The sequence below is a fragment of the Micromonospora sp. 050-3 genome (genome assembly GCF_046549335.1).
GTDB classification, from domain to species: Bacteria; Actinomycetota; Actinomycetes; order Mycobacteriales; family Micromonosporaceae; genus Micromonospora; species Micromonospora trifolii.
This window is the reverse complement of sequence record NZ_JAJPVX010000003.1, coordinates 340,498-352,892: the sequence shown is the minus strand read 5'-3', so window position 1 is coordinate 352,892 and position 12,395 is coordinate 340,498. Positions and strand designations below refer to the sequence as shown.

The following is a 12,395-nucleotide window of genomic DNA, read 5'->3' as shown; positions in this document are numbered from 1 at the left end:
GTTGCCCGCCACGTTGCCGATACTTGAAAAATGATCATAAAACGCCCGAGGCGGGCGGCACTGAGCAGGAAATACGTTGCGCAACCCGAAGAGCCAGCCTCGGCCCGTGCGCAAGCCCCGGGGTAACCCGAGCCCGGTAGGACGTCCGTCACCACTCATGTTTCGACCCATCCGGATGAGGGCCCCTACGGCTACCCGGACACGATCATCGGCTGGGTGTACGAGGGCGCGCCGGACGTTTTTCTGATCCTCACCGGTGGCGACGCACCGTCACACGAGCCGGCGATCCGCCGCCCAGCGGGAGAGTTCGTAGCGATTGGACATCTGAAGCTTGCGCAGCACGTTCGACACGTGCGTCTCCACCGTCTTGATGGAGATGAACAGCTCCTTGGCGATCTCCTTGTACGCGTACCCCCGGGCCAACAGCCGCAGCACCTCCCGCTCACGGTTGGTGAGCTGGTCCAGCTCCGGGTCGGCAACCGGCGCGTCCGGCCGGGCCGCGAAGGCGTCCAGCACGAACCCGGCCAGCCGTGGGCTGAACACCGCGTCCCCGTCGGCCACGCGACGGATCGCGGCAGCCAGCTCGTCCGGGGAGATGGTCTTGGTGACGTACCCGCGGGCACCGGCGCGGATCAGCCCGATCACGTCCTCCGCCGCGTCGGAGACGCTCAACGCGAGGAACTTGACCTGCGGGTGTGTACGGCGCATCGCCTCCAGCACCGCGCGACCGCCGCCGTCGGGCATGTGCACGTCGAGCAGCACCACGTCCGGGCCGACGGCGGCGATCCGGGTGACCGCCTCAGCCACCGTGCTCGCCTCGCCCACCACCTCGACGTGGGCGCCCAACTCCGCGCGCACCCCGGCTCGGAACATGGCGTGGTCGTCCACCAGGAACACCCGCAGCCGCTCGGGGCGGGCATCCGCCGGGTCGAGGTGCTCGGTCGACTGCTCGGCCATGGTCATCTGTTCCTCTCCGCTGCGGACGAGTCCCGGGAGATCGGCAGGATCAACCGGACCTCGGTCCCCTCCCCCGGGCCGGACCGTATTTCGGCCCGTCCGCCGTGCCGCTTCATCCGCCCGATGATCGAGCCGCGTACGCCGTGCCGGTGGTCCTCCACGGTATCCGGATCGAAGCCCTTCCCCCGGTCCCGGACGAAGACACTGACCTGATCCGGTTCCACCTCGGCGTAGAGCGACACGGTCTGCACGCCGGCGTGCCGGGCCGCGTTCACCAACGCCTCCCGGGCGGCCGCGACCAGCGCGCCGACCTTCTCGTCGGTCTCCCGGTCACCCACCACCACCGTCTCCACGCTGATCGCGAAGGTGTCCTCGACCTCGGCTGCGGCCTGTTCCAGCGCGGCGGCGAAGCGCTCGCTCGGCGAAGCCGTCGGCTTGTAGAGCCAGTTGCGCAGGGAACGCTCCTGCCCCCGGGCCAGCCGCTGCACCGTCTTGACGTCGCCGGGGTTGCGCTGGATCAGGGCCAACGTGTGCAGCACCTGGTCGTGCACCATCGCGGCCAACTCGGCCCGCTCCTGCTCGCGGATGCGCCCCTCGCGCTCCGAGCGGAGCTGGCTGTACGTCCGCCAGAGCACCGGCGCGGCGACAACGCCGACGCCGGCCAACCCGACCAACGCGAAGATCACGCCGTTGATCACCGCGTCGAAGTTCTGTGCCGGCGAGTAGACGGCCGCGACGCCGATGATGCCGACCGCGACCAGCACTCCCCCGCCGATGAACCGGAGCACGAAGGCCCGCCGGTCGCTCTCCTCGACGACCGCGCCGAGCCAGGGCACCGGCATCGCGTCGCCCCACTGTCGCCGCCGCTCGGGCGCGGACTGGTGCCAGATCACCCCGGCGCCGACAGCGATGATGGCGACCAGCCAACCGGCGGTGCCCGCCGCGCCGACCGAGTCGAAGACCATCACCTGGATCAGCAGGACACCCAGCCCGATCCCCACGAACGGCAGGAGTTGGGCGACGTCCCGCCGGGGCGGCACCGCGGTGTCGCCGGGACGAAGCGGCACCACCGCCCAGAAGGCCGCGTAGAGCAGCAGGCCGAGCCCGCTCAGCCCGAGCAGGACCATGAACGCGACGCGCACCCGCAGCACCGAGATGCCGAGATGGTCGGCGATACCGGCGGCGACGCCGGCGGCCATCCGGTGCTCCGGGGCGCGGTAGAGGCGCGGGGGCGGGGTCACGGTGCTGATCGGAGGCTCCCTGGTCACTGTGGCGGACAGGTCGAGGTCGGTGACTCGATCGTCACACGCTGCGGCGTCCGCGACCACGGGGACGCCCCCGACATTCCGGCCCCCGGATCTCAGGGTGGGGTCAGGGTCGGGTCCTGAGGTCGTTCGGGTGGACCGGGCAGCAGGATCGAAGCATGACCGAGGAAGCTGCCCCGCCGCCCCGACCGGGGTCGGCACAGCCGGGCGGTTCAGCACCGCCCCCGCCCACCACCACGCCCACCGAATGGACCGAGCCCAGCACGTTCGGTCCGCACGCTGGCACCGACGCGACCGCCGGCACCGCACCCGGCGAGCCGGCCGACAGCTACGCGCCGCCCACGGCGGGCTACGGCCCGGGCCCGGGGTTCGCGGCGGGCACCGGCTACGGCCCGGGCGGCACGCCACCCGGGCCGGGGGGTCCCGGTCCGTCCGCGCCGCAACCGCCGCTGGGCGGCACCGGCTTCACCTCGCGGTACGGGCTGGTCCGGCCGCGCGAGGGGCGGTACCTGGCAGGTGTCTGCGCGGCCATCGGGCGCGCCACCAACACCGATCCGGTGCTCTGGCGGGTGCTGCTCGCGGTGCTCGGGTTCTTCGGAGGCATCGGCATCCTGGTGTACGTCGCCGCCTGGCTGATCATCCCGAACGAGGGCGACACCGCGTCCCCCGTCGAGTCCATGCTCGGACGCGGGCGCTCCAGCATGTCGCCGGTGACGGTGATCGTCCTGGGCATCCTGGTCGCGGCCAGCTTCGCGTACATCGTCACCGACGCCTTCCGCGCGGTGCTGCTCGGCGCGGCGATCCTGGTGGCCGGCGCGCTCCTACTCAACCGGGACGGCCGCAATCAACGACCCGGCACCCCGGGTGGCCCGCCGCCGGCCGCACCGTCCGGCAACCCGGCCGGCCCGGTCGTCCCACCGGTGACCTGGCCGTCGTACGGCGCGGCGCCGTCGACCGGCCCAGCGGCGACGCCGCCGATGTACAGCACCGGTCCGGGGTACGCCACCGCGACGACGGGGGCGGCGCCCACCGTCACCATCCCGACGTACGACGCGCCGCCGACCAGCGCGACGCAGCCGGTGTCCGGGGTCGGCCCGGTGTCCGGGCAACCGGCCGGCATGACGGCCGCCCAGCCCGGCTGGCCGAGCGTCGCGATGCCCAGCGCCGGCTGGCCGTCGGCACCGGTGAGCAGCACACCCGCGGCCCTGGGGGGCTATCCGACCGCCCCGCCGCCCTCCGGCTACCGCCCCCCGTTCGCGCCGCACGGCCCGTACGCTTCGCCGACCCCGGCCGCACCTCCTCCGCCGAAGCCACCGAAGCCGCCAAAGCGCCCCAAGGAGCGGTCGCCGCTCGGCGCGGTGACCTTCTCACTGATCTTCCTGGTGCTCGGTCTGGTCGCCCTGCTCGACCTGCTGGACGTCTTCGCCATCAGCGCCTCGGCGTACTTCGCGGCCGCGCTGGCCACCATCGCGCTGGGGCTGCTGGTCGGCACCTGGTTCGGGCGGGCCCGCTGGCTCATCGCGCTCGGTCTGGTGACCGCGGCAGCGCTGGGCACGGCGACCGTCGCCGAGTCCTACGACCGGATCCGGGGGGTCGACGGCGCGGTGACCTGGGCGCCGACCGACTACCGCGACCTGGCGGACCGGTACGAGAACAGCTTCGGTGACGCCGTGCTCGACCTGCGCGGGATCGACTTCGCGAAACGGGACAGCCAGGTGACAGTGGCCGTCAACTTCGGCAAGGCAACAGTGGTCGTGCCGCCGAACGTGGACGTCACCACAGTGGCCGACGTCAACGCGGGTGACGCCACGGTTTTCGGCAACCGCTCCGGCGGGCTGGACGGCCGCCTGCGGGAATCCACAGACGTCGGCGCGGACGGGCCCGGCGGCGGGACCCTGCGCCTCTACATCCATGTCAATGCCGGCAACCTGGAGGTGACCCGGTGAAGGCTCACCGCACGGATCTGGTGTCGTTCGCCTTCGGGCTGGTGTTCCTGGCCCTGTCCGCTTGGTGGCTGCTCGCCCAACTGCTCGGGCTCGCGCTACCGCCGGTCGGCTGGTTCCTGGCCGGCGCACTCATCCTGATCGGGGTCTTCGGTCTGGTCGGCGCGCTGCGCTCGGGTCGACCGAGCCAGCCGGCGCCGATTGCCGAGGCCGGTGCCGCCGAGGCGGTGGCGCCCGTCTCCGGCACATCCGTCTCCGGCGCACCCGTTTCCGGCGCCGCCACGTCGACCTCCGGCGCGGCCCTGCCGGTCTGGGAAGCCGAAAGGTCCACCTGGGACACTCCCTCCCCCGACCCGACGCTCATCTCGGACCCGACGCGCTCCTCGGACCCGACGCTCTTCGCGGACCGGACGCTGGAGACGCCGACCACCGAGGTGCGGGCGGAGGATTCAGCGGCCATCGACGTGATCCACCCGGCCTGGCTGGCACATCCGCCGTCGGAGCCGCCGACTGAGCCCATCCCCGACCAACCCGGCAACGGGGACAACGAGCCGACCATCGGCAAGCTCACCCGTCCGGCCTCGTCCGAGGGGGACGAGGCGACCCGTTCCGACCAACCGGTCGAGGCCGTCGGCGACCGGCCGGGTGACGAGCGGGAGGGTCCGCGCCGGGAAGCCTGACCTCGGGCAGCTGTCCGCGTCGGTCCACCGCATCCCCACGGCGGTGCGGCCGGCGCGGACGGACGCATATGCTGGCTGGTGGAGATCTCGCCTCCGCCGGCCGGCCCGTCCCGCCCATGGCGGTCCCGCCGCGATTCCCGTCTCTACCCCCGTCAGGAGCCCGCCCGACATGACCCAGTCCCCCGCCGTGCGTACCACCGGCCGGTCCGGTCCGGTCCGCATCGGCGAGCGAGCCGCCCGTACCCTCGTCGCCGAGCTGGCCCGGATCAACGACGCCAAGGCCGCCCTGCTGGTCGGGGTGACCCCGGACTCCGCGGTGCTGGCCGCGGCGGTCGATGCGCTGCTCCCCGGTGACCGGCTCACCGTGGTGCCCGCCGAGCCGTTCGGCGCCGCGGCGCTCCGCGAGCACGTCACCGCCCAGGGCCGCTGGGTCGCCGACCGGGTGAGCGTCGTCGACTCACTGGCCGAAGCCGAGGCCGCCGCGGTCGTCATCGCCGGTGAGGTGTTCACCGGCACCGCCGAGGCGACCCGCAGCGGCGTGGAGGGGTTGGCCAAGTACCTCACCGACGGGGCGGTGTTGAGCGTGGCGACCGTCGCCACCCCCGGCCGGACCGAGGGTGCCGCCGCCGAGCTGGCCCGACAGGACGCCCTCTACGGCGTCGGCGCCGATCTGGTGCTGCTCAACTCGCCGCCGGTGCGGGTCTACCGCCTGCGGTTCACCCCGGCCAGCCCGGCCACGGCCGACAGCCTGGCCCCCGCGTACCGGCCGTCGAGTGTGCCGGTGACCCGGGGCATGCACATCGACTCCAACGGCGTGGCGGCGGCGGGCATCGCGCTGGGCCTCGCGGCGCTGGCCCGGGTGGCGCGCCCGTCGTCCAAGCTGTGGCTGCTGCCGGCCCTGGCCGCCGGGCCGGTCGCCGCGTTCTTCCGGGATCCCGAACGGGACGTGCCGGAGGACCCGAGCGCCGTGGTCGCCAGCGCGGACGGGAAGGTCCTGTCGGTGCAGCGGCTGCACGACGAGCGTTTCGGCGACGGCGAGTGGCTGCGGATCGCGGTGTTCCTGTCGGTGCTGGACGTACACGTCAACCGCGCCCCGGTCGCCGGCAAGGTGGTGGACTACTTCGTCGCCGACGGCGGCTTCGTCAACGCGATGAAGCCGGACGCCGAGCACAACGTGGCCGCGTACACCGTTCTGGACACCGCGCGCGGCACTGTGGTGGTCGCGCAGCGGACCGGGCTGATCGCCCGCCGGATCGTGCAGCGCGCGCCGATCGGCGCGTTGCTGGCCAAGGGCGAGCGCTTCGGGCTGATCCGGTTCGGCTCCCGGACCGACGTCTACCTGCCCGCCGATGCCGCGGACCCGCTGGTCGGGCCGGGCGACAAGGTGGTCGGCGGGTCCACGGTCATCGCCCGCTGGCGCTGACAGCGCAAACGAGGAACGGGGCGCCGCTGTCCGCGGCGCCCCGTTCCTCGTTTGCTCAGATCACGTTTGCTCAGATCACGCGGTACGACGCTGCCGCAGCCAGAGGACCGGCCCGCTGACCAGGTAGCCCACCACGATCAGGGCGAATGTCAGCCGAATGTCGACCAGCGCGCCGATCACCGGGGCCAACCAGAGCCACGGCGGCAGCTTCACCAGGCGGGCGAGCTTGGCGTACGGGAAGCTGGAGACCATCGCGAAGGCCAGCAGCGCCACCCCGGCGACCAGCACGGCACCGGGCACCGGCAGGCCGATCGCCACTGTCACGGCGAGCACCGCGGCCGCCATGGTGGTGGGCACCCCGCAGAAGAACCGGCCGTCCTTCGGCGAGACGTTGAAGCGGGCCAGTCGGACCGCGGCACACGCCGCGACCAGGGCGCACGCCACCGCCGCCGCGGCCGTGGAGACCGAGCCGGCGAGCGAGGCGTAGACCACGACCGGCGCGGCGAGACCGAACGAGCACATGTCGGCCAGTGAGTCCATCTGTGCGCCGAACGGGCTGGCCACCCCGAGCCGTCGGGCCAACGCGCCGTCCAGACCGTCGAAGCCGACGCAGGCGATCAGGCAGAGCGCCGCGATGCGCACCTCGCCCTGCATGGCCAGGAAGATGGCGAGCATGCCGAGCATCAGGCTGGCCAGCGTGCAGGCGTTGACCAAGGCGAACTTCATCCGGCGCGCCATGGTGCGCTCGCCGGGAAGCAGCGGGATCGAGCGGGCCTCGTCGGCCTGCGCCATCGGCGGCATCGCCGGGCTGACCGGCATTACCGCGTCGATGTCGACCCGGTCCAGGCCCAGTGTCGGGTCCACGCCCAGCGTCGGCCGGCTGAGCCGGTCCAGGCCGTAGCGACGGCGCTGCCGATCGGCGTACCGGTGCTCGGTCGGGGCCAGGTCGGTCGGGTGCAGGTCGCCGTCACGGCGACCGACCCGGACCAACAGCACCTGGCGGGCGAACGTGCTGCTGCGGCGCAACCGGCCCGCCCAGCGACGCCCTGCGGGGCGCGGACTGTCAGTAGTACGACGCCGGCGCCATGGGGCTCTCGGCACGTTTCCTCCATCACCGGATCTGCTGACCGCCAAGTGGCGGGTGTCCGGCTGTCTCGTGCCGGACCTTGCATGGCCCGGCAGCCGTTTTGCGGAGTACACCATCGCATAGGGGAACATGGCTTGGCGATAGCTGCCGGCGGTACTTATATCTGGCTTAAACCGCTCGAACCGCTCGCTTGTTCCCATCCCGGGCTTCATCGCCCGTTTCCTCCATCATTCCCGCCTTTGACTGTACCGGAGGGTCACCAAGTCGGCTCACCGAGCGGAGTGCTTTCGGCCACTCTGTCCGATTGCTATGACAGCGATGTCGCTCAACGGCAGGTCAGCCGCCTCTGCCCGGGTGAACCACCCCGCCCGCGCCGTCGACCCGCCAGCGGTCTCGGTGACCACCGCGTCAGTAGGTACGTCTACCAGCACCCGATAGATCACCCGTACGCCATGCCAGTCCAGCGGCCGGCCCTCCGGGCCCATCGCGGCGGGATTGTGCAAGTTGTTGACGCCGAGAAGCTCCACGACCCGGCCCACCTGCCCGCCCTCCTCGACCAACTCCCGCAGCAACCCGGCGGCCGGCTGCTCACCGTGATCGGTGCCACCACCGGGCAGATGCCACAGACCGGCCCCCGGATAGCCCTCCGCGATCTGAGTGAGCAGGATCCGCCCAGCAGGGTCGGTCACCAGCCCGTACGCCCCGAAGCGCAGCCGACGGTCGGGGTGCGGCGGCGGGAACAGGTCCCGCGACCGGTGCGCTCCCGGCGGCAGTGGGGTGACCGGCAGGCCGAGCGCCTCGGCGGTGAACGGGGTCAGCGGCAACTGCGCCACCTCCGCCAGTGAGAGCCAGCAGGTTTGATCAACCAGTCCAACCCCCGCCTCACCCACCCCGCTCCCGGGCCGCACGCCCTCGGGCCGCACGCCCTCGGGCCGCGCGCTTTCGGGCAACGCGCTTTCGAGCAGCGCACCCTGAGAAGGTGCGTCGTGGGGCGTGCTGAGGTCGAACAGCAGCCGGTCGGTATGCAACGCGACCTTGCCCTCCGGGAAGGTGGCCACATCGGCGACGACCGCGAGCAGTCGCGTCACAGTGACCGCCAGCCCAGCCTGTCCAGCGAGTTCGCGGACCACGGCGCGCTCCGGGTCCTCGGCATGCCCGACGGCACCGCCCGGCAACCGCCAGATCCCCGGAAACTCACCCTCCACCCCGTCCCGAACCACCAGGACCCGGCCCGAGTCCCGCAATAGCCCGTAGGCCCCGACTCGCCGCGTAAATCGCACCTTCGCTCGCCCCCGCTTCGCACCCCGAACTATTGATCATGAAGTCATCGCCGTCCATCTCGCGCCTGACGATAGCTTCATGATCAACGCGAGGCTGCGCGGGGAAACCCGCAGAACTGGGCGAGCCGAGGCGTTCAAGCCGAGGTAACCGACCCACGACGACGACTTGCCCCATAAATACCTTTTCGCCCTATTTACAGCCGTGGTCGCTTCACTCCGTTAGCCCGCATTGTGGAGTCCATTCGCGTCGCGGCAGTCGAGACGAACGCTGATCACCTCGGGTTCACGGAAGGCGCGGTATCCCAGCGCCCGGGATACCGCGCCTTCAAGGAACCCGAGGTGATCAAAGGCTGGAGGCACGGACCCCCAGAAGCCGGACGACCCCATGGGCGGCGCCGAGGAGACTCCCTGCCCGGGACGCCCGGATGGAACCCCTCCGCGGGGTGTCCCCGAGCTCAAGATCGCGCAATATCTAGGATGTAGTGGCATCGGCGCGTCGGTGAGGCCACTACATCCTGGTTCGAGCACGATCTAGGCCCGAGGCCCGAGGCCCGAGGCCCGAGGCCCGAGGCCCGAGGCCCGAGGCCCGAGGCCCGAGGCCCGAGGCCCGAGGCCCGCTGGCCCGAGGCCCGAGGCCCGCTGGCCCGCCGGCCCCTCGTGGACCCGGTCGGGGTCAGGTGAGTTGGGCGGCTTGGACTGCTTCGGCGGTCACCTCGGTGAGGCGGTCGGTGGGAAGGGCACCCAGCTCCTCGCGGCCGAACCAGCGGGCTTCGCAGGTGGACCCACCCACGTCGGCAACGGTGAGTGGGTTGGGCTGGTCGACGACGACCCGGTAGAAGGCGCGTACGCCGTGCCAGTCGATCGGGTAGCCCTCTGGGCCGAGTGAGGCGGCGTCGCGGTGGCTGGCGACGCCGAGAAGCTCGACGAGGCGGCCGGCCTGGCCGGTCTCCTCGACCAGCTCCCGGATCAGTGCCGCGCCGGGCTGCTCGCCGTAGTCGGTACCGCCGCCGGGCAGGTGCCAGCAGCCGGCGCCCGGGTAGCCGTCGGAGATGCGGGTGAGCAGCACTCGACCGGCGGGGTCGGTGCAGACCGCATACGCGGCGAAGCGTTGGGCCCGGTGCAGCCCGTCGGGGCCGGGCACGGCGTAGAAGGAGGGGAACTCGGGTGCCTCGTCGGGCACCACGTCGGCCGAGGACGCGGGCAGCCCGAGGGCGCGTGCGGTGAACGAGCGCAGCGGCAGCTCGCGCGCCTCGTCGAGGGTGTACCACCGGGCCAGGTCGGTGGGGCGCTCGCCGACCCGGTCTGCGAGGGTGCCGCCGCGCACCGCCACCCGGTAGATCAGCCGGTCGGTGTGGATGGTGATGCCGCGGTCCGGGAGTGCCCGCATGTCGGCGAGCACGTCGGCCAGGCTGGAGACGGCGACGGAGAGGCCGGTTTCGGCGGCGGTCTCGCGAACGACTGTGTGGTTCGGGTCCTCGCCATGGTCGACCGCCCCGCCGGGCAGCGACCACGTGCCGGGGGTGCCGGAGCGCTCCGATGCGCGGACCAGCAAGACTCGGCCGCTTGAATCAGCACAAACTGCGTATGCCGCGATCCTGCGGAGCGGCTTGAGCAAGGTGGTCACGGAAGCAAATTCTCCCCGGGCCGGGTTACCGGAACGGAAAAGAGTCGGATTCCTGACTATCCGTTCCCGGTCAGGGATTGGTCAGGGTAAGGATCCGGGCGGTCACCGAGGGCGGGCCGGGCGCCAGCGCGGACGGTAGGGGTATGACATCGACCACCGCTCCCCGCGCTCCGTACAAGCAGCTTCGGCGACCCACCACCGACCGCATGGTCGCCGGCGTCGCCAGCGGCGTCGGCCGCTACTTCGCCGTCGATCCCACACTGGTCCGGGTTATCTTCGCGGTCACCGGCCTGCTCACCGGCGGGCTCGCGCTGTTCGCGTACCCGATCATGTGGTTCCTCATGCCGGAGGAGCCCACCGGCGCGCCGGCCTGGCCGCACGCCGCGGGCGTCGCGCCGCAGAACGGCCCGCCGCCCACCGCCGGGCCCGCGCCGGGCGGACCACCGCAGGGGTACGCCCCGACGCCGCCCTACCCGCCGACGACCCCGCCCAGCATGCCGCCGGCCGCGTGAGCGGCGCTCACTCCCACTCGATGGTGCCCGGCGGCTTGCTGGTGACGTCCAGGACCACCCGGTTGACCTCGGCGACCTCGTTGGTGATCCGGGTGGAGATCCGGGCCACCACGTCGTAGGGCAGCCGGGACCAGTCGGCGGTCATCGCGTCCTCGCTGGAGACCGGGCGCAGCACCACGGGGTGCCCGTAGCTGCGCCCGTCTCCCTGCACACCGACGCTGCGTACGTCGGCGAGCAGCACCACCGGGAACTGCCAGACACCCCGGTCGAGGCCGGCGGCGGTCAGTTCCTCGCGGGCGATCAGGTCGGCCTGGCGGAGCAGGTCGAGGCGTTCCTGGTCGACCGCGCCGATGATCCGGATGGCCAGGCCGGGGCCGGGGAACGGGTGCCGCCAGACCATCGCCTCGGGCAGGCCCAGTTGGAGGCCGAGCGTCCGAACCTCGTCCTTGAACAGGGTGCGCAGCGGCTCTACCAGCGCGAACTTCAGGTCCTCCGGGAGGCCGCCGACGTTGTGGTGACTCTTGATGTTGGCGGTGCCGGTGCCGCCGCCGGACTCCACCACGTCGGGGTAGAGGGTGCCCTGGACGAGGAACTCGACGTCGCCGTGTGCGGCGATCTCGCGGGCCGCGGCCTCGAAGACCCGGATGAACTCCCGGCCAATGATCTTGCGCTTCTGCTCCGGGTCGATCACTCCGGCGAGCGCGCCGAGGAACCGGTCGGTGGCGTCGACCACCTTCAGCTTGATGCCGGTGGCGCTGACGTAGTCCTTCTCCACCTGCTCGGCCTCGCCGGCGCGCAGCAGGCCGTGATCGACGAAGACGCAGGTGAGCTGGTCACCGACCGCCTTGTGCACGAGTGCCGCGGCGACCGCCGAGTCCACCCCGCCGGAGAGGCCACAGATGACCTCCTTGTCGCCGATCTGGGCGCGGATCCGGGCGACCTGTTCGTCGATGATGTTCTCGGGCGTCCAGGTCGGCTCGATGCCGGCGATGTCGTAGAGGAAGCGGGTCAGCATCTCCTGGCCGTGCGCGGTGTGCCCGACCTCCGGGTGGAACTGCACGCCGGCCCGACGACCGGCCAGGTCCTCGAAGGCGGCAACCGGCGCGCCCGCCGACTCGGCGGTCACCGTGAAGCCCTCCGGCGCCTCGGTGACGCAGTCGCCGTGGCTCATCCAGACCGGCAGGTCCGCCGGCAGGTCACGCAGCAGCACGCCGGGGTCGAGGAGGCGAGGGCGCAGCGGGGTGCCGCCGTACTCGCGGTTGCCGGTCCTGGTGACGGTGCCGCCGAGCGCCTGGGCCATCGCCTGGAAGCCGTAGCAGATGCCGAAGACGGGCACGTCGGCGTTGAAAACGCCCGCGTCGATCTGCGGTGCGTCCGGGGCGTAGACGCTGGCCGGACCACCGGAGAGAATGATCGCGGCGGGGTTCTTCGCCAGCATCTCGGCGATCGGCATCGAGTGCGGCACGATCTCGGAGTAGACCTTCGCCTCACGGACCCGGCGGGCGATGAGCTGGGCGTACTGGGCTCCGAAGTCCACCACGAGGACGGGGCGAGGCAGGCTCATGTGCACGAAGCCTACCGACAGTCACGGCCGCTCCCGGCACCGGCTCGCCGACAACCCACC

At 72.0% G+C, this 12,395-nt stretch carries 9 protein-coding genes and 1 pseudogene; 4 read left to right on the top strand and 6 right to left on the bottom strand.

Annotation, left to right across the window (positions count from 1 at the left end):
- Positions 1 to 270 precede the first annotated feature (270 nt).
- Positions 271 to 957, bottom strand: a complete 687-nt coding sequence (locus tag ACLJOK_RS29675; RefSeq protein WP_030337843.1) for a response regulator — start codon at positions 955 to 957, stop codon at positions 271 to 273.
- Positions 958 to 959: 2 nt separating this feature from the next.
- Positions 960 to 2,225, bottom strand: coding sequence for a PspC domain-containing protein (locus tag ACLJOK_RS29670; RefSeq protein ID WP_410822215.1), 1,266 nt, complete (start codon positions 2,223 to 2,225; stop codon positions 960 to 962).
- A gap of 155 nt (positions 2,226 to 2,380) precedes the next feature.
- Here ACLJOK_RS29670 and ACLJOK_RS29665 point away from each other — a divergent pair, with 155 nt between their 5' ends.
- The 3 genes and pseudogenes from ACLJOK_RS29665 to ACLJOK_RS29655 all read left to right on the top strand — a co-directional run bounded on the left by ACLJOK_RS29665 (position 2,381) and on the right by ACLJOK_RS29655 (position 6,268).
- The gene (locus ACLJOK_RS29665; RefSeq protein WP_410821834.1) at positions 2,381 to 4,168 is read left to right on the top strand and encodes a PspC domain-containing protein; all 1,788 of its coding nucleotides are present in this window, start codon (positions 2,381 to 2,383) and stop codon (positions 4,166 to 4,168) included.
- A pseudogene (locus ACLJOK_RS29660) lies at positions 4,165 to 4,413 on the top strand (hypothetical protein); the annotation flags it as partial. The gene ACLJOK_RS29665 and the pseudogene ACLJOK_RS29660, both read left to right, overlap by 4 nt.
- A 601-nt stretch (positions 4,414 to 5,014) precedes the next feature.
- On the top strand, positions 5,015 to 6,268 hold the full coding sequence (locus ACLJOK_RS29655; protein WP_410821833.1) for a phosphatidylserine decarboxylase: 1,254 nt from the start codon (positions 5,015 to 5,017) through the stop codon (positions 6,266 to 6,268).
- Positions 6,269 to 6,343: 75 nt separating this feature from the next.
- Here the strand turns inward: ACLJOK_RS29655 and ACLJOK_RS29650 are convergent, their stop codons facing one another.
- The 3 genes from ACLJOK_RS29650 to ACLJOK_RS29640 form a co-directional block, all read right to left on the bottom strand.
- Positions 6,344 to 7,294 (bottom strand): CDP-alcohol phosphatidyltransferase family protein, encoded by a 951-nt coding sequence (locus ACLJOK_RS29650; RefSeq protein ID WP_410822214.1) that lies wholly within the window; start codon positions 7,292 to 7,294, stop codon positions 6,344 to 6,346.
- 330 nt (positions 7,295 to 7,624) lie between these two features.
- A complete protein-coding gene (locus ACLJOK_RS29645) occupies positions 7,625 to 8,635 on the bottom strand; it encodes an NUDIX domain-containing protein (protein WP_410821832.1) in 1,011 nt (336 codons plus the stop codon).
- Between the two features lie 673 nt (positions 8,636 to 9,308).
- Positions 9,309 to 10,259, bottom strand: a complete 951-nt coding sequence (locus ACLJOK_RS29640) for an NUDIX hydrolase (protein WP_410821831.1) — start codon at positions 10,257 to 10,259, stop codon at positions 9,309 to 9,311.
- A gap of 143 nt (positions 10,260 to 10,402) precedes the next feature.
- Between ACLJOK_RS29640 and ACLJOK_RS29635 the strand changes: the two genes are divergently transcribed.
- Positions 10,403 to 10,771, top strand: a complete 369-nt coding sequence (locus ACLJOK_RS29635) for a PspC domain-containing protein (protein ID WP_124822169.1) — start codon at positions 10,403 to 10,405, stop codon at positions 10,769 to 10,771.
- A gap of 7 nt (positions 10,772 to 10,778) precedes the next feature.
- Here ACLJOK_RS29635 and guaA read toward each other — a convergent pair whose 3' ends face one another.
- Entirely contained in the window at positions 10,779 to 12,335 is a 1,557-nt protein-coding gene (gene guaA / locus ACLJOK_RS29630; RefSeq protein WP_410821830.1) for a glutamine-hydrolyzing GMP synthase, read from the bottom strand.
- Between the last annotated feature and the right edge of the window lie 60 nt (positions 12,336 to 12,395).